The 24,793-nt window shown below is 38.3% G+C and carries 19 protein-coding genes; 4 read left to right on the forward strand and 15 right to left on the reverse strand.

Features of this window, described 5'->3' with window-relative positions:
• Positions 1–216: 216 nt before the first annotated feature.
• The 5 genes from ACW0TQ_RS14670 to ACW0TQ_RS14690 form a co-directional block, all read right to left on the reverse strand.
• Positions 217–1,707 carry a sucrose-6-phosphate hydrolase gene (locus ACW0TQ_RS14670; RefSeq protein WP_368901334.1) on the reverse strand — a complete coding sequence of 497 codons (1,491 nt, stop codon included), beginning with the start codon at positions 1,705–1,707 and terminating at the stop codon, positions 217–219.
• A gap of 255 nt (positions 1,708–1,962) precedes the next feature.
• Positions 1,963–3,411 carry a PTS transporter subunit EIIC gene (locus ACW0TQ_RS14675; RefSeq protein ID WP_455725792.1) on the reverse strand — a complete coding sequence of 483 codons (1,449 nt, stop codon included), beginning with the start codon at positions 3,409–3,411 and terminating at the stop codon, positions 1,963–1,965.
• 15 nt (positions 3,412–3,426) lie between these two features.
• Positions 3,427–5,082, reverse strand: coding sequence for an alpha-amylase family glycosyl hydrolase (locus ACW0TQ_RS14680; RefSeq protein ID WP_368901332.1), 1,656 nt, complete (start codon positions 5,080–5,082; stop codon positions 3,427–3,429).
• Between the two features lie 104 nt (positions 5,083–5,186).
• Positions 5,187–6,179: a substrate-binding domain-containing protein gene (locus ACW0TQ_RS14685; protein ID WP_368901331.1), complete on the reverse strand. Its 993-nt coding sequence runs from the start codon at positions 6,177–6,179 to the stop codon at positions 5,187–5,189.
• Positions 6,180–6,617: 438 nt separating this feature from the next.
• A complete protein-coding gene (locus ACW0TQ_RS14690; RefSeq protein WP_455725793.1) occupies positions 6,618–7,430 on the reverse strand; it encodes an SDR family oxidoreductase in 813 nt (270 codons plus the stop codon).
• A 292-nt stretch (positions 7,431–7,722) separates the two neighbouring features.
• Between ACW0TQ_RS14690 and ACW0TQ_RS14695 the strand changes: the two genes are divergently transcribed.
• Both ACW0TQ_RS14695 and ACW0TQ_RS14700 read left to right on the forward strand, forming a co-directional pair.
• Complete coding sequence (locus ACW0TQ_RS14695) at positions 7,723–8,808, forward strand: Gfo/Idh/MocA family protein (RefSeq protein ID WP_455725794.1); 1,086 nt, start codon at positions 7,723–7,725, stop codon at positions 8,806–8,808.
• 50 nt (positions 8,809–8,858) lie between these two features.
• Positions 8,859–9,845: a Gfo/Idh/MocA family protein gene (locus tag ACW0TQ_RS14700; protein WP_042530104.1), complete on the forward strand. Its 987-nt coding sequence runs from the start codon at positions 8,859–8,861 to the stop codon at positions 9,843–9,845.
• Between the two features lie 86 nt (positions 9,846–9,931).
• On the opposite strand, the gene ACW0TQ_RS14705 is transcribed toward ACW0TQ_RS14700, so the two are convergent.
• The 6 genes from ACW0TQ_RS14705 to ACW0TQ_RS14730 all read right to left on the reverse strand — a co-directional run bounded on the left by ACW0TQ_RS14705 (position 9,932) and on the right by ACW0TQ_RS14730 (position 17,323).
• Positions 9,932–10,753 carry a carbohydrate ABC transporter permease gene (locus ACW0TQ_RS14705; RefSeq protein ID WP_042530103.1) on the reverse strand — a complete coding sequence of 274 codons (822 nt, stop codon included), beginning with the start codon at positions 10,751–10,753 and terminating at the stop codon, positions 9,932–9,934.
• A 14-nt stretch (positions 10,754–10,767) separates the two neighbouring features.
• The gene (locus tag ACW0TQ_RS14710; RefSeq protein ID WP_212928397.1) at positions 10,768–12,039 is read right to left on the reverse strand and encodes a carbohydrate ABC transporter permease; all 1,272 of its coding nucleotides are present in this window, start codon (positions 12,037–12,039) and stop codon (positions 10,768–10,770) included.
• A 144-nt stretch (positions 12,040–12,183) separates the two neighbouring features.
• Complete coding sequence (locus tag ACW0TQ_RS14715; RefSeq protein WP_212928330.1) at positions 12,184–13,506, reverse strand: ABC transporter substrate-binding protein; 1,323 nt, start codon at positions 13,504–13,506, stop codon at positions 12,184–12,186.
• 250 nt (positions 13,507–13,756) lie between these two features.
• Positions 13,757–15,058 (reverse strand): ABC transporter substrate-binding protein, encoded by a 1,302-nt coding sequence (locus ACW0TQ_RS14720; RefSeq protein WP_455725795.1) that lies wholly within the window; start codon positions 15,056–15,058, stop codon positions 13,757–13,759.
• A 209-nt stretch (positions 15,059–15,267) separates the two neighbouring features.
• On the reverse strand, positions 15,268–16,251 hold the full coding sequence (locus tag ACW0TQ_RS14725; protein WP_212928332.1) for a LacI family DNA-binding transcriptional regulator: 984 nt from the start codon (positions 16,249–16,251) through the stop codon (positions 15,268–15,270).
• A 319-nt stretch (positions 16,252–16,570) separates the two neighbouring features.
• Positions 16,571–17,323: an SDR family oxidoreductase gene (locus ACW0TQ_RS14730; protein ID WP_212928333.1), complete on the reverse strand. Its 753-nt coding sequence runs from the start codon at positions 17,321–17,323 to the stop codon at positions 16,571–16,573.
• 334 nt (positions 17,324–17,657) lie between these two features.
• Between ACW0TQ_RS14730 and ACW0TQ_RS14735 the strand changes: the two genes are divergently transcribed.
• Positions 17,658–17,804 carry a hypothetical protein gene (locus ACW0TQ_RS14735; RefSeq protein ID WP_193064245.1) on the forward strand — a complete coding sequence of 49 codons (147 nt, stop codon included), beginning with the start codon at positions 17,658–17,660 and terminating at the stop codon, positions 17,802–17,804.
• Between the two features lie 193 nt (positions 17,805–17,997).
• Here ACW0TQ_RS14735 and ACW0TQ_RS14740 read toward each other — a convergent pair whose 3' ends face one another.
• The 4 genes from ACW0TQ_RS14740 to ACW0TQ_RS14755 form a co-directional block, all read right to left on the reverse strand.
• On the reverse strand, positions 17,998–18,237 hold the full coding sequence (locus tag ACW0TQ_RS14740; RefSeq protein WP_042530092.1) for a ferredoxin family protein: 240 nt from the start codon (positions 18,235–18,237) through the stop codon (positions 17,998–18,000).
• A 125-nt stretch (positions 18,238–18,362) separates the two neighbouring features.
• A complete protein-coding gene (gene ptsG / locus ACW0TQ_RS14745) occupies positions 18,363–20,402 on the reverse strand; it encodes a glucose-specific PTS transporter subunit IIBC (RefSeq protein ID WP_212928334.1) in 2,040 nt (679 codons plus the stop codon).
• A gap of 156 nt (positions 20,403–20,558) precedes the next feature.
• Positions 20,559–21,419, reverse strand: a complete 861-nt coding sequence (glcT, locus tag ACW0TQ_RS14750; protein WP_212928335.1) for a glucose PTS transporter transcription antiterminator GlcT — start codon at positions 21,417–21,419, stop codon at positions 20,559–20,561.
• 209 nt (positions 21,420–21,628) lie between these two features.
• Complete coding sequence (locus ACW0TQ_RS14755; RefSeq protein ID WP_256705003.1) at positions 21,629–23,794, reverse strand: DNA topoisomerase III; 2,166 nt, start codon at positions 23,792–23,794, stop codon at positions 21,629–21,631.
• A 260-nt stretch (positions 23,795–24,054) separates the two neighbouring features.
• Between ACW0TQ_RS14755 and ytaF the strand changes: the two genes are divergently transcribed.
• Positions 24,055–24,687, forward strand: a complete 633-nt coding sequence (gene ytaF, locus ACW0TQ_RS14760; protein WP_256705004.1) for a sporulation membrane protein YtaF — start codon at positions 24,055–24,057, stop codon at positions 24,685–24,687.
• Positions 24,688–24,793: the final 106 nt, after the last annotated feature.

Genomic DNA, 24,793 nt, shown 5'->3' on the forward strand with positions numbered 1-24,793 from the left:
TCATTTGACTGATGTATAACTTAAATAGGATAAATAATGCATAAAATAAATGAAAAAGAACCCGTTTCCGATAAAGTTAATAGTATCACAATTAACTACCGGAAAAGAGTTCTTATAATGGCTGCTTTATTTTTTAAATCACACTTTGTTTCAAACTAAATTAAAATTATTTAACAATCGAGAAGAACTATACTTCAATACCAAGAAAATAGTTTATCATAAATTTTTCAACGATGATAAATCCCCGTATTCCCATTTTTTCATATCTAAAGATACTTCCGTATCATCGGCAAATATTTTAACCCCTTGGCTCTCTTCTTTGGGAAAAATTCTTGTCGTAAAAACAAGTTCCCCATCATTTACAAAAATCTCTATAGAAGAAGTATCTACAAAAATACGTAAAGAAATTTTACTATCTGTATAAGCAGCCTGACGTATTGTACCATAATCTACAGCTACCGGCTCTCCGGAATTGCTGCGATCAAGCACTACTTTTTGAAGCTTCGTGTCTAAATAGAGCAACGTCTCCTCTTCTTTTCCTGTACGAAGCTTTAGTCCGCCTGTACCATCTTCCACCTTCAGATTGCAAACTAACTCATACGTTTTTCCTGAAAAGTTTTCTAGATATTTTTCTTCTTTGCTCAGCTTTCCTTGCCATTCCGTCAGAGAGCCTCTTTTTTCATCTAATTCTTTCACTGGTGACTGATATACCTTATTATTTTTAATGTGCAGTTCTCTAGGTACTGTCAGGCAGTTCGCCCACATATCTTTATCAGCAGGATACGTTGTATCAGGAAGCCCCATCCACCCAATTAAAATCTGACGTCCATCCGGTGCTTTTGTAGTCTGTGGCGCATAAAAATCAAATCCTGCATCCAGCTCCTGAAAACCATCGCTTTGGAAAGAATACTTTTCTATATTAAGACTCCCGATAAAGCATCCGGAGTTATGTACATTTTGATAAAAATCTCCTTCTGATTCAAGTCCTTGAGGAGATAGTAACAGTACATCTTTCCCATCAATTTGAAAGATATCTGGACATTCCCACATGTAACCAAAGTTCTCAAAGTTTGTTTTCAGTTCACCTTCAAAGCTCCAGTTACGTAAATCAACAGATTTATAGATTAAAACACAGCCTGTATGATTTTCTCTTTCTGCTCCGATAATCATATAAAATATATTACCATTCTTCCAAACCTTAGGATCTCGAAAATTCGCAGTATATCCTTCTGGCTGTTTTGGAATAACCGGCTCCTCCTGCTTAGTAAACTTTCCATGCTTATCCATGACAGTAAAGCTTTGAGAAGATTCACGGTTCCAATCCTGATCACGTTTATTCGCTGTGTAGAATAAATACAATAAATCATCTTTGACAATACCTGAACCAGAAAATATTCCATGACTTTCATGCTCGTATTCAGGAGCGATGCCCAGTCCTTTTTCTTGCCAGTGAATTAAATCCTCTGATTCAACATGATACCAATGCTTCATTCCATGAACAGGCCCAAAAGGGAACCATTGATAAAATAAGTGATACTTTCCTTGATAGAAAGTAAAACCGTTGGGGTCATTTAATAATCCATATGGAGGCTGTATATGAAATTTCTGTCTCCAAATGCTATTGTTCACTCTTTCTAATAATTCCTGTTCTTCTACTTCTGTCATTTCACGGTAGTGGCGGTACCGCGTTGCTCTTGTCCAAGACATATTATTTTTCAGTGCTCCCTTCCAAATCCCACGAATCAATCTAAATTTATCATATTTTCATAGGTAAGAAGATACGCTCTCCTCTTACCAGTAAATTACCTCTTAATTTATATGAGTGTGTTCAAAAAGTTCGATACAAAGTAAAGTAGTGCTATTCATTTCAAAGAAACAGCATTTATGCAATTAATACATAAGCTGCAGAAACTAAACGAACAGACTTTCACAGGGTGGTGACGAACTTTTTGAACACACTCTCTAAGCACTTTTCGTTTCCTGTTTTTCGTTCGGTTCACTAAGCAGCTCTTTTGGAACGGCAAAGATAGAAGTCAAAATAAAAGCTAAAACGAAGGTCGCAATCCCTACAACAACATAGGTGACAAATTGATATCCACTGTAAATGTACATTAATGGCGATAAAATAACTGCCAATCCGTATGAATTAGCCTGTATACCCAAGATAGATAACACCATTCCTCCCAAGGCCGAGGATAGAAGCATCACGGTTAACGGACGTGTTCCATATCGAATGGTAATACCGAAGAGTGCAGGTTCACTAACCCCTAATAGCTGTGTAACCCCAGCACTGGTGCCCATTACTTTAATATTCTTTTTCTTGCTGCGCCGGCTGATTGCAAAACATACGGCAGCGTTCGCAAATCCATACATCGCACAAATTGTAATGAGGGGATTAAAACCGGTCGAAGCCAGCAGGGTTGTTTCAATCATAAAGAAAAGATGATGCATCCCTGTCATAACAGCCAACGGATAAATCAGTCCAACGATAAACCCTCCGATTCCTAATGGCACCTCAATCAATGCTGTAACAACATATACAAGCCCACTTTCAACAACATGAAGTACCGGACCAAGTACAAGCAATCCTCCCAGCACACTGATAATAATAACGAAAAATGGTGTAAACATTAAATCAAGAGAATCAGGCATTTTTGCACGTAATCTTATTTCCACTTTTGCTGCTATAAGTCCTACAACAAGTGCCGTTAACACGCTTCCTTGATAACCGACAATTGGAATAAATCCAAAAGCAAGCAGAGGCTCTACACTTGATGCTGCATCCGCTACCTCATAAGCGTTCGGCAAAGCAGGAGATACAAGCATTAATCCGATAACGAAACCAATAATCGGAGTCCCGCCAAATTTCTTATTGGCTGACCAACAGATTAAAGCCGGCAGAAAAGCAAATACCGTATCCGTCAACACGGAAATCAGTGTTAATATAGACTCAGGGATAGCGTCTGGACTTGTTCCAAAGAAACCTAAAACAGTCTCATTTAGGATTACACCTTGTAATCCAAGAAATAGCCCTGTTGCTACAATCCCGGGAATAATTGCAATAAATACATCCGCTAAGGTTCTTACTCCCCGCTGTATTTTTCCCTTGTTTGATTTTTGACTTTGTTCACCTTGGCTCATTTGCTGTCTTTCTTCATTGTCCGTTTCACCAGCAATCGTTTTGTAAACTTTATTTACAATCCCTGTACCAAGGATTACTTGAAATTGTCCAGAATGATAGAAAACACCTTTGACTAATTCTATGTCTTCAATCGCCTCTTGATCGATAGACTCTTTATCCTTGACATTAAAACGCAATCTCGTTGCACAATGAGTTACCGATCCAATATTGTCTTCCCCTATAATTTTTACAATTTTTTCCCCAGTTTGTTTGTATTGATCCTCAGACATTTTGCTTCCCCCCTGCTAACCGATTGTAATTCCCTGATAGGGTTCCATGATAATCTCTTCTCCTGTTATCACGGGCTTAGATTGACTGTGTAAAATAATGTTCTCGGCTGATTCGTTTAATACCACTTTTTTCTTTTCTGTGCTTAAATTAACTAAAATAACTATCCTTTTTTCTTCATCCGCACGCTCATATGCAATGACTTCTTCCGGAACATCTTTTATTTCTTTTATATTTCCAAAAGTTAATACGTTGCTCCATGCACTGTTTCGTCTTAACTGAATCATTTTTTGATAAAATGTATAAACAGAATTATTCACCGCATTGATTTCCGGATATTCTTCTGCCATATCCAGCCATGGTTTTCCTGTTGTAAAACCGCCGTAACGTTCCCCGTTCCACGCAAATGGTGTTCTCGTATTATCACGGCTTCGCATGTTAACAAAGTGAAGTGCTTCCTCTTCCGTAAACCCTTCCTGTATAGAACGGTAATAATTATCAATGCTGGAAATATCGTTAAATGCATCGATTGCAGAACGATTAAAATTTTTCATTCCAAGCTCTTGTCCCTGATAAATAAATGGTGTTCCTCTTAAAAAGAAATACAACATTCCGAATGTTTTTGCAGTTTCTGGTGTTTGCCATTCTTTCTCTCTCACCATCTTAGATAGAACACGGGGCTGATCGTGATTTTCTAAAAAGTTCGCTCCCCAGCCAGCATTTTGTAGTGCACGCTGGGATTGAAATAATAACTCTTTGAATTCGGAAACAGTCCAGTTTGTCCGCTTAAACCAATCCGACCCTGATTCCACATCAATATCTGCATAATGAAAATCAAATATCATTGAAAAATAACCATCTTTGCCAATAAATCGATGAAAATCTTCATATTTTACTCCTGGCGCTTCACCTACTGTGACTGCATCATATTTTTCAAAAGTATTCGCTTTCAACTCATTTAGAAAGTTTTCAATTCCAGGACGGTTTCGTGTTTTATGCTTACAGGAAACAAGGCCATCTGCTCCATCCGCCGGAAGGCTTGCATAATCGCTATCCTTCTTGATAAAAGTGATAGAATCAATCCGAAAACCTTCTACCCCTTTATCCAGCCAGCGATTAATCATAGCATATAATTCCTGACGCATTTCTTTGTTTTCCCAATTCAAATCCGGCTGTTTTTTGTCAAACACATGCAAGTAGTATAAATCTTCATCAGGGAGTTTTTCCCACACAGACCCTCCAAAGATAGAACGCCAATTATTTGGCGGGTTACCGTTAACACCTGTTTTAAAAATATAATAATCCCGGTATTTACTTAACGGATCTTTTAGTGCTTCCTGAAACCAGAAATGTTCATCTGAAGTATGGTTTATAACCAAATCCAATATAATTTTAATATTTCGTTTTTTTGATTCTGCTAAAAGTTGATCAAAGTCATCCATTGTTCCAAATTCCGGATTTATTCCTTCAAAATCAGAAATATCATAGCCATTATCTATCATCGGTGATGAAAAAATAGGGCAGATCCAAATCATTGTAATCCCCAATTCTTCCAGATAATCTAATTTTTTTGTAATCCCTTTCAAATCTCCAATACCGTCACCATTAGAATCATAAAAGCTCTTCGGATAAATTTGATATACTACTTCATCTTGCCACCACTTCGTTTCCAACAGTTTAACCTCCTTATATACTTACCTGTGGAACCGATTCCACATTCATTATATGGAATCGGTTCCATATTTATTATAATAATATATTTAATACTTGGGTAATCTTATCTTTTTCTTTTTGTTTTGTCAATACTATTTTTGGGAAGCACTTGGTAATCAACTTTCATTGTTTCAGGAGTGGCTTTCTTTCCTCTCATACGAACAATGCTTTTAGCAGCAATATGACCCGCCTTATAATAATCATAATGAACGGTTGTCAGTTCAGGAGTCAAGTAGCTGGAAATTTGATAATTACCAAAACCCGTTAGCGAAATATCTTCTGGAATACGAAGATTTTTTTCATATATTGATTTCATTGCACCAATGGCGATATTGTCTGTTGCACAAATTAATAAATCCGGCTGTACTTCACTTAAAAGTTCTTTGGTTTTATACATTGCATTATCAATTGAAAAGTCCGTATAATAAGTCAAGATTTCTTCATTCTGCTCCTGGGCAAATCGGTCAACAAACCCTTTTTTTCTCAAAAAACCAACCGATTTATCCTCTTCCCCTACTCCAAGATAAACTATCTTTGAAAAATTATATGACGTTAAATAATCTGCAAGATCATATGCTGCTTCATAATCCTTATATACAATACAGTTTAATCTTTTATCCTCTTGACCAATAACGATAACAGGAACCTCTATCGCTTCAATCACATGAATATGTTCATCAGTTATTTTTGTAGCTAAGAGTATAATTCCAGCAACCTTCATTTTTGCCAGTCGCTTCAAATATTCAATTTCCTTTTTAGAACTTCTATCTGTATTCTCAATAAGAATATTATAATTTAACTGTTTCAATTCTTTATCGATTCCCTGCAGCGTTGTTGTTACAGAATATGAGTCAAATCTGGGAATAATCACCCCAATTGTGGGATTACTTTCTAAGCGTAAATTTTGCGCATAAGAGTTGGGAATATACTCCAGTTCCTTAATTGTCTGTTCAATCTTTTTTCTTGTTGCTTCACTGACATATCCATCATTTAAATATCTGGACACGGTGCTCTTTGCAACTCCTGCTTTTTCAGAAATATCTCGAATTGTGGCCATAATTTCTATCCTTTCAGCTCTGGTCATCTTCTATTCTTATTAGATATTATATCTTATTATCCTGCCATTTTCACTCATTGTATAATTAACACCTGAATTATTCCTGGAATATTGCAGCCTTACAAATTCTTACCTACCACCGCATAGTCGTTGCAAATAAATAAAGCAATAAGCAATAATATAAGAAATTGCTCATTTAAGTGTTTTTAGCTTACCATTAAAGTTTATTTTAACTTTGATATGGACTAATTTTCATTTCTGTCATTTTCAAAATGACACCCAAAATACCAAATCACATTTATAGAGTGACTTGGTATTTTTAATAAATTAAATCTAATTATACTGTACGCTTAAAGATACATTAAATATAGGAATTAAGTAGATATTCATTATCAAATCTAAAACCAATTAAATAAATCAAACAACACTCCCCCCTCTTTAAGTCCTCCATCGTGCAAATCCGCCTTCTGAATTTATCACCTGCCCTGTAATCCAGGACGCTTCGTCAGTTAACAGCCAGCTTATGAGATTAGCCGTATCACTAGGTTCCCCAAAACGATTAAATGGGAATTTACTTCTTACCTCTTTCCATTTACTTTCTATTAAATAACCTGTGTCTACTGGACCAGGATTCACTGTATTAATTGTAATATTTTTATCAGCTAATTCATCAGCTAACGTAAGGACGATTTCTGCTAATCCGCCTTTTGCAGTAGCATAAGCCACTTCTCCGGGCATCGGGCCTTGCTGCTGTCCGGAAGTCATAAAAATAATCTTCCCAATATTTTTTTCGGATGAATGCTGTTTCATAAATAATCGGGCAAGCAGCAGAGAAGAACGTGTATTTATAATATAGTGTTTGTCAATCATCTCTGCCGTTAGTTCTTCTAAAGGTCCATCGGAACCACTCAAGGCATGATTACAAACTAAACCGTCTACATGTCCACAATGTTTTTTTATTTTTTTGAACAACTCTTCAGGAGCAGAAGCATCCATAAAGTTGCCTTTGAACTCATGAAATGTTGCGTCTTCTACAAGCTCTGCTTTCACTCCCTCTATCACAGCAGCTAAGTCATCAGCTCCCCAATCTTGCTCTCGATCGTGTGCTTGATAATGGTGAATAATAATAGAAGCTCCAAGGGCAGCTGCTTTTCTGGCTATAGCATATCCTATTCCGGCTCGTCTGCTGACTCCTGTAATCAAGATTTTTCTTCCTTTTAATGGATACTGTTTCCTCGTTAATTCGCTCATGATTTTCTCCTTTCTAAAATACAGCTTATAAATGACTTGAAGTTTTTAATTCACCTAAATCATGAAAACGTTTTCTCGAATTATATTTTAACATAAAATATAGGGATAATATGAAAAAAGCACTTGTTTTATAACTTTTATTTTGTTAAATACAATGCCTTGATATGGTTTCGTATGATTTATTGTTTAAATTTGGAGTGAGACTTGGTTTTATGAATAATTCAAGATTGACAATAGTTAAAATTAAATTTAAACTGATATAAATGTAATCGTTTTCATAGGAGGTTTTATTATGGTTAAAAAGCTTAAAATAGCAATTATCGGTTGCGGTGGAATTGCAAATGGAAAACATCTGCCAAGCCTTAGCAAATTGGAGCAAGTAGAAATGACAGCGTTTTGCGATATTGTACTTGAAAGGGCAGAAAAAGCTGCAAAGGAATATGGAACGAAAGATGCGAAGACATATGTGGACTTTAAAGAATTATTACAAGACACATCCATTGATGTTGTTCATGTCTGTACCCCAAACAATGCGCATATGGAAATCACAGTGGCTGCGTTGGAATCTGGAAAACATGTCATGTGTGAGAAACCAATGGCCAAGACAACAGAAGAAGCTAAAAAGATGGTAGAAGCAGCTGAACGCACAGGCAAAAAATTAACGATTGGGTATAATAACCGATTTAGACCCGACAGCCAGCATCTGCATAAGCTTTGTGAGCGAGGAGATTTGGGAGAAATATATTATGCAAAAGCACACGCTATAAGAAGAAGGGCAGTACCTACATGGGGAGTGTTTCTCGACGAAGAAAAGCAAGGAGGCGGACCATTAATTGATATTGGTACACATGCGCTTGACTTAACATTATGGATGATGAATAACTATAAACCCAAATCGGTTATGGGAACGGTCTATCATAAATTAGGGAAAAATGAAAATGCAGCAAATGCCTGGGGACCTTGGGATCCAGAGGCCTTTACAGTAGAAGATTCTGCATTTGGTTTTATAACGATGGAAAATGGCGCAACAATTGTTCTGGAATCTAGCTGGGCATTGAATTCCTTAGACGTGGATGAAGCAAAATGCTCTCTCAGCGGCACGAAAAGTGGTGCAGATATGAAAAATGGATTACGAATTAATGGTGAAGACTTTGGTAAATTATATACTCAGGAAATTGAATTGGAATCAGGAGGAGTGGCATTTTACGACGGTAACTCTGAAAGTGATCCTGATTTAGAAGCAAGAAATTGGATTGAAAGTATTATCAATGATACCGAACCAGTCGTGAAGCCAAGTGAAGCACTTGTTGTCACGCAAATATTGGAAGCAATATACGAATCGGCACGAACGGGGAAAGCCGTTTATTTTAATCAATAGTAAAGTTAAAAAATGAGTTTTGTAGAATATATATTTAGGGGGAAATTGAATTGGTTAATATTGCATTGTTAAGCAGGTGGCATGTACATGCGGATGACTACGCCCGAGAAATTCAAGCTAATGATAATTTATCTATTAAACTCGTGTGGGATGAAAATGCGGACAGAGGAGAAAAGTGGGCAGAGGAATTAGGAATCCCTTTTGAATCGGATCTTCAAAAGGTTTTAACAAATCCATCAATTGAAGGAGTAGTTGTCACTACCCCAACAAATTTGCATAAAGAAGTAATTATCTCAGCTGCAAAAAATAAAAAACATATTTTCACTGAAAAAATTTTAGCTTTTACAGTGAAAGATTGTGAGGAAATTTATAATACGATAGACCAATATGGCGTTAAATTAATGGTTTCACTTCCAAGATTAACAGAAGATTATTATTTATATGCGCAAAAGGTAATAGATAATAACTGGATTGGAAGACTTACTACTATTCGATGCCGTACTGCTCATGATGGGGCGGTTGTAGGGCCGGGAGAAAGCGAGGGCTGGTTACCGAAGCGTTTTTTTGAAAAAGAGCAATCTGGAGGCGGCGCATTAATTGATTTAGGTGCCCACCCCATCTATTTGACTAACCGGCTGGCTGGTAATGTAAAAAAACTGGTTTCCCATATGAATCATACAAACAACCTTGGAGCAGATGACAACGCTGTCGTCTTAGTAGAATATGAATCTGGTGCGATGGGGATTCTCGAGACTGGTTTCCTATCCAAAGGCAGTCCGTTTCAATTAGAGCTCTACGGAACAGAAGGCACGATACTAATCGAAGACAACAAAATCCGCCAGACATTTGGAAATGGGGAGTGGTCCACACCGGATAACCCGCCAGAAGCATTGCCTATGCCTATGGAACAATGGGCATCCGCAATTATAAATGGAACTGCCCCGTCTATAAATAAGTCTGATGTTATTAATCTAACCTTAGTTAACGAAATAGCAATGAAATCAAACAAAGAAGGATGCTGGATAAATCCTTCATGACTCATAACCACAATTACTGAGATGAATTTCTATCACATAGTTAGAGCGGATAACCCTCAAGTTATCCGCTCTAACTATGTTTATTTCTATTCTTTCACAGACCCTGATGTTAAGCCTGAAACAATTCGTCTTTGGAAAATCAATACTAAAATAACAATTGGAATGGTTACAATAACCGTTGCTGCACTGATATCTCCCCAAGGAACAGAATATTCACTTTGGTACATGGAAATTCCAACTGGTACCGTTCTCCATACATCATCACTATTAATTGTTAGAGCAAATAAATACTCATTCCACGCCGCAATGAATACCAGAATAGCAGTCGTAAAAATACCTGGTGTCGCCAGCGGTAAAATAATTTTACGGAATGTTTGAAATGGACTGGCTCCATCAAGTTTAGCAGATTCCTCCAATTCAAATGGAATCTTTTGAAAAAAGGTAGACAGAATCCAAATTGATAATGGTAAACTGATTGTCATGTAAGGAATAACCAATCCCGTATAACTATTACGTAAGCCTAACTCTGTTACGATATTGAAGATTGGCGAAATAACTGCTACTTGTGGAAACATGGAAGCAGCTAAAATAACTCCCAGGAATAAACCTTTCCCTTTTATCGGTAATCTAGTTACTGCGTAAGATGCAAAGGCAGCACAACCTACCGCCAAAATTGTTGTTACCGTTGAAACGACAAAACTATTTAACATATATCGCAAAAGCGGGCGATTCGTTACCGCAGCTTCATAGGATTCGGTCGTAGGATTTGTTGTAAACCATTTAAATGATGTAAATATTTCTCCTACAGGCTTTATCGACGTTAAGAACACCCAAATAAACGGAAACATCACTAAAAATACAAATATGATTAGAAATATATAGAAACCTATACCTGCACGTTTATTCATATTATTTCTCCTTCCTATTTCGTACGTCCTGCGAATAGATCTGAACCAATTAAGCGTACATAAATAAAGCTAATCAATGCTACAGCTAAAAATACAATAACCGATAATACGGAACCTTCTCCAAAGTTCTGTTGCGAGAACAAGGTTATGTATGCGTATATCGAAATAGATTCGGTAGCATTCGCTGGTCCCCCGCCAGTTAGTACATAGATAAGATCGAATACCCGGAAGGCATCAAGTGTTCTAAATAATAAAGCAACTAAAATAGAAGATTTCAACAACGGCAGTGTTATCTTAAAGAACTGTTGAAATTTGTTGGCTCCATCTACATCACTTGCTTCATATAAGGAATTCGGTATGGTCTGCAGTCCAGCTAAGAGCAATAATGCCATGTAAGGTGTCGTTTTCCACACATCGGCAAAAATTATTGAGAACATCCCGCCAGACGAGGTAGACAGCAGCCAAGATGAATTGGGTATCAGGTTCCATTCATTAAAATAATGCGCTATAACACCCGTTTGACCATCTAATAAGAAGCCCCACATCATCGCACCTACTGCAGTCGGGATTGCCCAAGGAATCAGCACGGAGGCACGTACAATACCACGGCCGCTGAAGGTACGGTTAATTAATAAGGCAACAGCCAAACCTAATACAAGTTCAAAAGCAACAGAAGCAATCGTAAATATCATCGTATTACTTAATGATTTCCACATTCGGCCATCCTGAAGATATTTAGCATAATTAGAGAAGCCAATAAAATTAGATTCCAAAATATTTGTGCTGGTAGCCTCAATTAAGGAGCTTGTCTGTTCATAATTCTGTGCTAAATCCTCATTGTCTGCTTCTCCAGCCATCACCTGCAATTCTTCTGAAATAGAAGTCAAAGCAGTTCGATAATCTTCTGCGAAATCATTGTCCAGTTTCGCATATTTCAAATCGCTGTCGGAAATCGGCTCGAAATTCATCAGCATCTCATCAATTTGTTCCATTTTTGCACTGATTTCACTATCTGATGCCAATTCACTATGGAAACCTTCAATTGTTTCTCTAGCCTGCTGAATAGCCGCTATATCATCACCATCAGCACTGCCTTCTAAATTGCTAAGCTGACTGTCGATATAAAAGTAATTATCCACATAGCGTTCCAAATCCATATTGGCACTTAACATCCGCTCCGATCTTGTCGGATCATTTAAGCGATAATCAAATAAACTATTATAAAAGGACTGGGCAACTGGCCACAATGTAATTAATACGACAAGTATGATAGATGGAAGTATCATCAAATAACCCAGCCGCTTTTCATTCAAATGAAATTTCTTCACATTTTTCCCCTCCCTTTCCGTTAAGCACACATTTTGATGTACTTAATAGAAAGAGCAAGATGAAATTCAAAGCGCTCATCTTGCTCACCTCTTTAGAAAGCTTTATTCTTCCATAGCATTTTCGATTTGTGTCTGCATGTTCTCTGCAGCTTGTTCAGCTGTTTGATCACCAGTCAGCACTTGTGAAACCTGAATTTGAATGATATCGGAAATTTCAGGGTAAATCGGTGATACTGGTCGTGGAACAGCTGCACTAAGTCCCTCAACAAATTCTGGATTTTGGAATAAAGGGGCAGCTTCTTGTACTTCTGGATCATCATAAAGCGCTTCGATAGTTGGAGCGTGATTTCCTACAATTGCTCCTGTTTTTTGACCTTGTTCACCAGCTAAATATTTTACTAATTCCCAAGACTCTTCTGGATGCTCTGTATAACGATTAATCATTGCTGTCCAGCCTCCTAATGCCGAAGCACTTCCTTCATCACCGGCAGGTAATGGAGCGATTTGTACGTTATCGACAACTTCAGAACGCTCTTCATCATTGGAAGAAGATTGCATATATGGCCAGTTACGGGCAAATACAGCATCTCCTGCAATCCAAGCATTTTCTGTTTCGATCTCTTGGAAATTCAAGATATTACCTGGTACAAAATCAGATTGTACTATTTCTGCTAATTTCTCTAAACCTTTAATTGTTTCAGGACTATTTACCACTACTTCATTATCTTCATTAATAACTTCACCGCCATAAGAAGCAATGATTTCAACAAAGTTTGTCACCAAGCCTTCATATTGAGATGCTTGTAATAGATAACCAAACTCTGTATCTCCTTCACCTTGCAGTTCACCAGCTTGTTCGATTAATTCATCCCAAGTAGCTGGCGGTTCTTCCGTTACATCTGTACGATAATAGAGGAAGGATGCGTCAATAAATAATGGAAGTGCCCATTGCCTGCCATTAAAATTACCTGCTTGAATCGGTCCTTCAAAGTGCTCTTCTAAATCAATGCCGTCTGCTTCAATGAAACGGTCTAATTCTAATGCATAGTTTGCCTGAGCAAATTCAGCCGGCCAAATGCTGTCACCGTTAAACACGTCGATCTCAGAGCTTTGCGAACTAAACATGGTTACATATTGATCATGCTGTTGTCCTGTATCTGAAGGCATTTCACGATAATCAACTTTAATATTTGGATTTAATTCCTCAAATTCTTCAATTTGTGCTTCTACTTTACCAGTCGTATCCACACCTGTAGCATAAACAATCGTTACTTGCTCACCGTCTTCGGAAGCGCTTTCATTTTCTCCATTACTTTCTGCTTCCGAATCATCTGTCCCTGAACCGCCATCTCCACCACACGCAGCCATAAAAGCAACTAATAAAAATAATACTCCAAACAATAACAATTTCTTTACCTGTGGCATTACAGACCCTCCTCTTTTTGTTAATCGACCACTCTTTGAAATCGATTACATTTATTATAGCAGAATGTTCCTTCCAGTCAATCGTTTCTTTAAAAATTTTCAGTTATTACTTGTTTCTACTATATTTTTCAAATAAAAAAGTTCAATTAAATGATATCAGTAGATGTAACAGACGCTTTTTTCATAAAAAATATACGTAAATAAAAAGCAAGATGAACAACCTTTCACTACTTATCCACCTTGCCTATCATTACTCTTCTAAAGCTGCTTCCAATTGTGCTTCCATATTTTCTACTGCTTCTTCAGCCGTCTGTTCTCCTGTTAATACTCGAGAAACCTCAATTTGAATAATTTCAGATATCTCTGGATAAATCGGGGATACCGGACGCGGCACAGCCACACTTAAGCCTTCTACGAAACTTGGATTTGAAAATAATGGTCCAGCTTCCTGTACCTCTGGATCATTATACAGGGATTCTACAGTTGGGGCACGTGCGCCTTCTACTGCTCCAATTTTTTGACCTTCTTCACTTGCCAGGAACTTTACTAATTCCCAGGATTCTTCTGGATGTTCAGAATATCGATTAATCATTGCCATCCATCCGCCTAATGCTGAAGTGCTTCCCTCATCACCTGCAGGAATAGGTGCAATGTCTACATTTCCTGCGACTTCTGAACGTGCTTCGTCATTGGATGAAGACTGCATATATGTCCAATTACGGGCAAATACAGCATCCCCTGCAATCCATGCATTTTCTGTTTCAATCTCTTGAAAATTCAAGATATTCCCTGGTACAAAATCAGATTGTGCAATTTCTGCAAATTTTTCTAAGCCTTTAATTGTTTCAGGACTATTAATGACTACATTATTATTTTCATCGATAACGCTTCCCCCATAAGAAGCGATAATTTCAATAAAATTGGTTACCATCCCTTCATACTGAGAGCCTTGCATTAAATAACCAAATTCTGTTCCTTCTTCTCCTTGCATTTCTTCCGCTTGCTCAATCAATTCATCCCAAGTCGCAGGCGGTGTATCTGTTATATCTGTACGGTAATAAAGAAAGGAAGCATTCATATATATCGGCAATGCCCACTGTCTGCCATTGTAATTACCTGCTTGAATGGGACCATCAAAGTGATTATCTAAATTAAAGCTGTCTGCTTCTATAAAACGATCTAACTCCAAGGCATAGTTGGCTTGAGCAAACTCCGCTGGCCAAATAATATCTCCATTATATACATCCACTTCCGAACTCTGAGAACCAAACATCGTTACATATTGATCATGCTGCTGGCCTGTATCGGCCGGCATTTCACGATACTCCACGTTAATATGCGGGTATTCTTGTTCAAATGCTTCAATTTGACTTTCCGTGGCACCTGTTGTATCTACACCTGTCGCATAGACAATCGTTACCCGTTCACCGGAAACGCTTTCATTTCCTTCATTACTGTCTGTCTCGGAACCATTATCTCCACTACATGCAACCATAAAAATAACTAATAAATATAATACTCCAAACAGCAATATTTTCTTTATCTGCGGCATTAGAAATCCTCCTCTTTTTATTAGTCGACCCTCTATGAAATCGATTACATTTATTATAGCAGAATGTTCTTCCCGGTCAATTGTTTCTTTTTAAATTTTCAGTCTTTACTTTGAATTAAATCAGCTATTAGTTCATGTGCTTAGCTAGTAATAGGTAGAGTCAGATAAAATAAAACCCCTCTCTGTTGTAACAATAGGTACATCTCTAATCAGGTTGACTCTCTTATAATAAGTTCATGCTCTAAGATTATATCTTCTACCTCTTCGCCCTGTATTTTTTTTATCAGCATGTCCACCGATATCTCTCCCATTTTATACATCGGCTGTGCAACGGTAGTTAAAGAAGGATATGTCATGCTGGTAAATTCAATCTTATCAAATCCCACTACTGCCATCTCATTTGGGACATCAATCCCTCTGGTATTTAATTCTTTCAATGCTCCAATAGCTAACATATCTGAAACAGCAAACACTGCTGTAAGATCCTTGTTCTTATTCAATATAGAACGCATCACCTGCTGTCCCGATTCAAGTGACACATCGTTGGCAGAATAGAACCAGTCTTCTTCCGGTTCAATATGAAATTCTTTTAATGCTCGAAGATATCCTTTTTTTCTATCCCTCGCGTATAGAAATGACTCGCTGACATTTATGAGTCCTATTCGCTGATGCCCCTGTTTTAATAAATATTTTGTTACTTGATAAGCTGCTAATTCACTATCTATTGTTACATAAGGCAAATTTTTCGAACTTACATATTCACTGCATTGTACAAATGGATACCTTTTTGCCATATTAACCAATACTTGACGGTCAATTGTTGGATCCATCGTAATCGCGCCCACAGCCAGTTGATTTTTTAATAAATCAAAATATACTTTTTCCCTTTCCAATTTAGAATGCGTTTGACAAAGCAGAATATTATAACCATACTCAAGTGCTTTTTCTTCTATCCCTTCTACAATTTTCAAATAAAATTGGTTAGATATCTTAGGTAATAACACTAATAACATCTTACTTTCCGCGTTCCGTAAATTCCGACCTAAGATATTTGGTGAATAATCCAATTCCCGGATGGATTGTTCGACTTTCTTGCGTGTTAATTCTGCAACCGATGAAGGATTGTTTAATACTCGCGATACAGTAGCAACGGACACCCCTGCATGTTTGGCAACATCCTGAATTGTCGGCAATATAATCCCCTCTTTTCAACATATAAATATATCTTTTTTATAAACCATATCACCTCTCTAAAAAAGTAATTGAACTAAATGTAATCCTTTACATTGTATTTTTATCATAATACATAATTCGATAAAAGCAATAGAAAACTGTTTTATATGAGGATGAGTCGATTTTTGAATTTACATCTCAGCAATAATTTTTGAGAGTATCACCTAATATTTTCTAATGAAACAGAAAGCTTTATCATGCAAATTTTGATTATTTCTTTTAGATTCAAAAAGCGGTTGCACAATCAGATAATTGATTGTGCAACCGCTTGCTTCTCCCTTATATCCCTAACGTATTCCCTCCATTTACAGATAACGATTGACCAGTGATGAAATTTCCTGCGTCTGAGGCAAGAAATAAAACAGCATTTCCTATATCTTGAGGGACTCCCATTCTGCCAAGTGGAACTCCACTCCGATATTCACTCGTATCTTCTGCTTCATGTCGTTCAACCGGTATAAACCCAGGGTTAATCATATTAACAGTAATACTAAAAGAACCAAGTTCATTTGCCCAGGAGCGTGTCAACCCTAGCTGGGCAGCCTTGGCCATGACATAGTTTGAATGATTAGGAATACCTAATTGAACTACTTCACTTCCGATATTTATAATTCGACCATTCTTTTTTTCTTTCATCCCTGGCAGGACAGCCTTTGTTAATAATAATGGCGCTTTTACAAAGAATTCGAGTTGCGCTAAATAATCTTGCCATGTAAGTTCTTCAATTGATAATACAGGCTGGGGACCAGTAGCGTTATTAACCAATATATCAATACTTCCTTGTGTTTTTTCTTCTGCCTGTTTTATCAGCTTTTCTACTGATTCTTCATCCCGTACATCACCTTGAATGGCTATCGCTCTTCCTCCATCGGATGCAATAAAATCAACCGTATCTTGCGCATTTTTGTAATTATTCGCATAGTTCACGATGACTGTAGCTCCTGCATCTGCTAACGTTTTACTTATATGTTTCCCAAGTCCTCTTGAAGCTCCTGTAACCAATGCCACTTTTCCGTTTAGTCTATGAGACATAAGTATTCTCCTTTATTTTAGTATCGAGCTATTTGCACTTTCTTTCTAAATAAACTCTATTTCATCCTTTCAGTTTGCATGAAAATTAACGTAAAGGGAATCTTTTCCTCCAAAGAACAGAAAGAACTCTGTCGGTAGAGATTCTTAATCGAATTACCAAATATCGGTATTTAAAAACCCAAAAGTTACGTACAAAAGTATTTTTAACATATCAAGTAATATCGTACCCATTCCACGTTTGTAAAAATTTGAAGCACATAACTATGCACCTAAACACATTAACTTCCTTCTATGATATCATAGAAGAAAACACCCCATCAGAAGGAGCATCCCCATGAAAGTAAAAATGAACGTACAAACTGCCTACCACGGAGATTTACTACGTGCCGGCAAAGAATATGAAATCGACGAAGAAACGGCAAAACGCTGGATTGCCAGTAAATTGGCTGAGGAAGTACAAGAAATCTCTGAAGATGAATAACAGGTGCATCGATAAAAATTAGGCTTTCCTGGGTTGATTTTCAAGAGTATCATTAGTATTTTTCATTACTCTATATTTTATATTTCGAACAACCCTTTGAACATTCTATTAGTTCGGTCAGAACATACCAAAATAGCCCGTCTGCTTTTAAAACAGACGGGCTATTTTTATAACGCGCTCCAATCAAAAGTACCTACCGATTCGCAAAAAATTCTTCTGCTTCTTCTAAATACTTCTCTTGATCTGGAGTCAAATCATACTCCTCTTCGATTGCAGATACGGGGCAAACTGCTTTGCATGCGCCGCAATCAATGCAAATATCCGGATCAATATAAAATTGCTTGAGTCCTTCTTCTATACAATCAACAGGGCAAACACTGACGCATTCTCCTGCTTTTTCTCCTCTGCATGGATCAAGAATAACAAAAGCCATGGAAAGAAAACCCTCCTTACATGAATAAACATGGTTCACCTTAAATGATAATTCTTTTAAAGAATGAAGTAAACTGTTTCACCTTTATTTATGTGTATTTTCTGTGAAAAAATAAAGCTTTCACATTATTTGATTTCAATAATCCCTTTTTCTCCAGCATATCCTTCCCTTTTCAGTAATTCGATTTGCCGGCCATCTTCCAGATTGGTAAAGATAATTGGTGTAATCGTTGACTTGGCATTTTTATCGATATATTCTAAGTCTGCATTTAATAAAGGCTGGCCTGTTCCCACTTCTTCGCCTTCTTTTACAAATATGTCAAATCCTTCTCCTTTGAGATGCACGGTATCGATTCCGATATGAATCATGATTTCTTTACCTGTTTCCGATTCCAGACTAATTGCATGCTTGGTAGGAAAGATGTTACTGACTCTTCCATTTACCGGAGAAACAACGATTCCATCTGACGGCTCAACTGCAAAGCCGTCTCCCATCATCCTGCTGGAAAATAGTTGATCAGGAACATTTGAAAGCGGAATGAGTTTTCCGCTTAGAGGAGAAGCAATCCCTTCCACACTATCAGGATGCTGTCTTTGAAGATTTATTTCATCCACAGTATATAAACTCGAACTGTCTAATGCTGGTCTAGGCGTTCTCCCAGATATGATATCTTGCATTTGTCCTTTAATAATTTCCGAACGCGGTCCGAAAATAGCTTGGATATTATCCCCTACCTCTTGTATACCTGTAGCTCCAAGCTGTTTTAGCTGATGCTTATCAACATGTTGAATCGAATTTACTGATGCCCGTAATCGCGTGATACAAGCATCCAAATGCGTAATATTTTCTCGTCCGCCCATTGCCTCCAGTACATGATAAGCTAAATCAGCAGGCTTTCTTTGCTCTCCGCTCTCATTTGATTCCACCGCTTTTTCTCTTCCCGGTGTCATCAGATTAAATTTCTTAATAAAAAAGCGGAATAAGAAGTAATAAAGGATAGCAAACAGAAGCCCGACTATGATCGCTATCCACCATGATTCCTGATTCGGCAAAACACCGAACAGCACAAAGTCTATAGCTCCTCCAGAGAAGGTATAACCGACATTGACACTGAACCATGTCATCAATACAAAGGATAATCCATCTAACACAGCGTGAATAAAGAACAGGAATGGCGATACAAATAAGAATGAAAACTCAAGCGGTTCGGTAATTCCTGTTAGGAAGGACGTTAAAGCTCCTGAAGCCAGCAGTCCCGCAACCAGTTTTTTATTCTCCGGTCGTGCCGTATGATACATCGCAAGTGCTGCAGCAGGCAACCCGAACATCATAATCGGAAATTCCCCGGCCATAAAATTCCCTGCCGTAATCTCTGCATTATCTCTTAATTGCGCAAAGAATATCGTCATATCTCCGCGAATGATTTCACCGGCAAGGTTGGTATATGTGCCAAATTCATACCAAAAAGGAGAGTGAAAAATATGATGCAGTCCAAAAGGAATCAATAGACGTTTAATAAACCCAAACATAAATACAGCAATATATGTACCTTCTTCAATCAGCCAATAGGAAGCGCTGTTCATGATATATTGGATTGTCGGCCAGATAAACATTAATAAAATGCCGGCAAGGAAGGAAACAGCTGCAGTCACGATGGGGACAAACCGTTTTCCTGCAAAGAATCCTAAGTAGGATGGCATCTCCATATGATGAAACCGGTTAAAACAATAGGCAGCTATCACCCCGGCAATAATTCCACCAAATACACCGGTCTGTAAGGTTCCTATTCCAAGCACGCTTGCAAATCCGGGATCCTCCGCTATCAATTCTGGGGTTACCTGCATAAACGAACCCATTACCTGATTCATCACCAAATAACCTACCAGCGCAGCAAGACCGGCCGTACCGTCACTTGCCAGCCCTATCGCCACACCAATCGCAAAAAGCAGCGGCAAATTATCAAATATAATACCGCCGGCGTCTTCCATTACCGTTGCAGTCAGCTGAATCCAATCCGCTTCCAAAAAAGGAAGATAGCCAAGCATGGTATGCTGCTGGGCAGCATTGCCAAATCCAAGCAAAAGACCTGCCGCCGGCAAGAGTGCTACCGGCAGCATAAGCGCTCTGCCGACTTTTTGAAGACCTCCAAACGTTTTTTTGAACATCTCAATCACCTCTTTCGTTTCTTTCCGACAATAAAAAAGACATCAGTAAAAACACAAGGATAGCGCTTATGGATACAGAAATACTGTACCCGCCGTTATCTAAGTATTCCTACTCATGCCTGATCGAATCAGTCACACGTATAAGTGCGAAATAAATTAATTCGTTTTTGATTTTAGCTGGATGTTTTCGTGCAGCCGCTGCAAATGAATTGTCAAATAGACAGATTCCGCATCATAAACAGGTTTTTTTAACGTCTGCTGCATAATTTTAATCAGCTTCCAGGACAAATTATAAAACACGGGATATTCTTCTTTTAGCAGGTCTGCCATTTTTCGCGGCTCCTCTACCTTGTCCCCATTTAAAACCCGTTCTATTGTGTACCGGAGATGTCTGACAAAACGGACATAATCCATACTGTCTCTATCTAGTGTTATATAGAGCTGATCCTCGATTATCTTGATTAAATTAGATACAAGCTGTGAATACCGGTTGATTTCATTTAGTGCTGTTCCCTCCATTGCACTATGAACGTGTAATGCAACAAAACCAATTTCTCCCTCCGGCAAATGAACTGGTAAAAATTGATTCATATATTCTACAATTTCGGAAGCAATTTCATATTCAAATGGATAAAGCACCTTCGTCTCTGCTAAAAATGGATTACGAATTTCTAACCCCTGCTGCAGACGGGCAATCGCGAAAATAATATGATCGGTCAACGCAACCAGCGTATGCTCATCCGTGAATGTATTGATGCGTTTTTTGATTATTTCTATCGAATCCACAATACTCTGCAGTGTTTTTTCATCGATATTGTCAATTATTTTTTTATAATTTTCCTGTTCCTCTCTATCCCGAAGAACAAACAGCTTCTCCACGGTTTTGGATTCAATGAGATCTCGCTTCTTTTTAGCAAATCCGATGCCCTTCCCGATAAGGATAACTTCATTTTGATTCATATCTTCGGCAATAAGAACATTGTTATTGAGTGATTTGATTACAGAAAAGGCATCCATATCAATCATCCCTTCTACATTTTAGCCGTCTCTTCTTCCTATTATATAACACTTAAATCAAACTGCAAATTATGGATTTTTCAGGAAATACGGTCTTTTTACTCAGGTAGATGTTACTGCTGCTTCGTCAGACTTCCTGCTTCCCTTCTCGCTGCGTTTTACTTTTCCAGCAGAAAAGCCCCCGTTTTTCATACGGGGACTTCACTGCCTTATTTATCTTTTAATTTCGCAAGCGCATCCGCAAGTGCGTTATTTTTAAAATCATCCTGCTTTTTCATATACTTATTAACATCTTTTTTAGACACCTTCTGATTCTTTTCCTTCTCTTTTCTCGCTTGGAAGGTGGAAAGTTTTTCACGGTGACCGCAGGAGCACGTAAACATCTGGCCTTCTCCCTCACCACGGAGCTCTAGACGCTTATGGCAATTAGGACAGCGGGCATTCGTATACTTTGCGATATTCTTTTTCCCGCCGCAGCTGCGGTCCTGACAGACGAGTCGTTTCCCGTGCTTGTTTTTTACTTCCAGCATCAGCTTGCCGCATTTCGGGCATTTTGTCCCTGTCATATTATCATGCTTGAACTTTTCCTCACTTGCTTTTATTTCTTGGACTGCCTGTTTGGTATATGTCTTAATTTCCTTTAAAAAGACATCCTTTTTCAGCTTGCCTTCTGCAATCTGTGCTAATTTTTGTTCCCATTCTGCCGTTAAAATAGGAGAACGGAGCTTTTCTGGTGCTAATTCTAGTAATTGTCTGCCGGTTGAGGTCAGATAAATATACTTTCCTTTCAGCTCCATATATTGATTATTGAACAGCTTTTCAATAATATCCGCACGTGTAGCAACTGTTCCAATACCGCCAGTCTGCTTCATTGTTTTCACAAGCTCTTGTTTTTTCGTTTCCATATATTTCGTCGGGTTTTCCATTGCCTGCAGGAGGCTTCCCTCTGTAAACCGTTCCGGCGGTGTCGTCTGCCCTTCTTTGATAGTAAAGCTGAGCGCCATTTCCTCTCCTTTTGTTACTTGAGGGACATTGGAACGAATCTCTTCCTCATCGTCTGCTTGATGCTGGTAAATTTCCTTCCAGCCTAAAGCAACAACTCTGTTTCCTTTTGCTTCAAAGATTTCTCCCGCAGCTTCTACCGTAATACTTGTCTGTTCATATTCATACGGCTTGGAAAGTGCTCCTAAGAAACGTTGGACAATCAGCTGATAAATTTTCCGCTCCTGGTTAGACAGCGCGCTATAATCCACTGTTTCTTCTGTTGGAATAATCGCATGGTGATCGGTTACCTTGCTGTTATCCACAATGGCTTTTCCAGTGCGTAAATCATCTTTTAAAATTTTATTCGCTGCTTTCGCATATTCATCCACACCACATGCCCTTACACGTTCTTTTAATGTAGAGACCATATCCGTTGACAGATGCCTTGAATCGGTTCGCGGATAGGTGACAAGCTTATGCTGCTCATATAATTTCTGCAGTACAGTTAAGGTTTGTTTTCCGGAGAATTGATAAATCCGGTTGGCATCCCGCTGTAAATCCGTTAAGTCATATAAGGTTGGTGCATGCTTTTTCTTATGCTTTTTATCCACATGCTGAATAAATGCTTTTTCCTTCGATACCTTTGCCTTTAATTTATCTGCTGCTTCTTTCGAGAAAATACGGGACTGATTCTTTTTATCCTTCCACGTAACGGCAAACCCGCCTTTTGTTTTTCCCTGCAGCTGATAATAGGTTTTTGGCTTGAATTGATTGATTTCCTGTTCGCGCATCGCAATCATTTCCAGTGTCGGCGTCTGGACGCGGCCGCTGGATAAGGACGCATTATGCTTGGTGGTCAGGGCTCTTGTTGCATTTAATCCGACATACCAATCCGCTTCCGAACGCGCTACCGCAGATTGATACAGATTCCAATACTGATTTCCAGGCTTTAAATTCCGAAAGCCGTCCTTAATTGCTTTATCCGTAACCGAGCTGATCCACAGACGCTGCACCGGCTTCTTAACACGCGCTTTTTCAATAATCCATCTGGCAACGAGCTCTCCTTCTCGCCCGGCATCAGTGGCAATTACAATGTCCCCTACATCCTGACGTGACATTTGCTGCTTCACCGCTTGAAATTGCTTGCCCGTCTTCTTCATGACCACTAATTTCAAATGGTCCGGAAGCATCGGCAAATCTTCCATATTCCATGTTTTATACTTAGGGTCGTACGTTTCGGGATCTGCTAATGTAACTAAATGTCCCAATGCCCATGTCACAATATACTGTTTTCCCTCTTGATAACCATTTCCTTTTTTGTTACATCCGAGGACTCTTGCTATATCTCTGCCTACAGACGGCTTTTCTGCTAATACCACTGTCTTACTCATATCTATCCCTCATTTTATCGATTTCTAGTCTGATACTACTTTAACATATTTCCTTCTAATACGTTCACCCAAGGCACACATTGCACCCAAAAACATAGAATATCATACACAAAAATTACAGGAATGACATGGCTTCATACTCTTTTTTGAAGCTTTTACTTCTACTTATTAGAGGATGTTCAAAAAATCCCCGAATAATAAGCAATGAACGCTTTAATTGACTTTTTTGAGCATGCACTATTAGAAAGAGGATGTTACGTATGATATATACAGGTATGCTTTTACTCGTTATTGCGGTAAGTCTGGATGGATTTAGTGTAGGAATAACCTATGGGATGCGGCAAATCAAAGTGCCTCTTCTCTCTTTATTTGTTATTATGTTCTGCTCCGGATTGATTGTCTTTCTATCGATGGAGGTAGGCGATTTCTTACGTTCCTTTATTTCTCCTCAGGGAGCCAGCATGCTTGGCGGAGGGATTCTTATCTTTTTAGGCTTCTTCTCCCTTATTACCATGTTTCGCTCACGAGAAACGGAAGCAGCCAAAAATGGAGATCACGCTTCTTCCAATGTTAAATTTGAAAATATGAAAACTGTGCTCACTCGTCCAAAAGAAGCCGATTTAGATAAGTCAGGTATTATCTCTATTAACGAATCCATTCTATTAGGTTTCGCTTTAGCTCTCGATGCATTTGGTGCCGGAATCGGCGCTGCGATGCTTGGATACTCCCCGCTGATTACCGCGTTATTAACAGCCGGCATGAGTGGATTGTTTTTATTTAGCGGAATCATGTTCGGAAGTTATTTATGGAGAATACCTGCCTTACAGCGTTTATCTTTTTTACCATCTGTATTTCTGATTACGCTGGGGTGCTGGAATATCTTCAATGTCTAACTTAAGTATCTGTTATCCTGCCTTGCCCATTAAACTTTTCTAAAGCTGTCTAATTAATTCAAAGTCCAATTTAAGGGTTACAGACAAAATCACCGTATCGAATGTA

This window comes from Oceanobacillus sp. M60 (assembly GCF_053839645.1).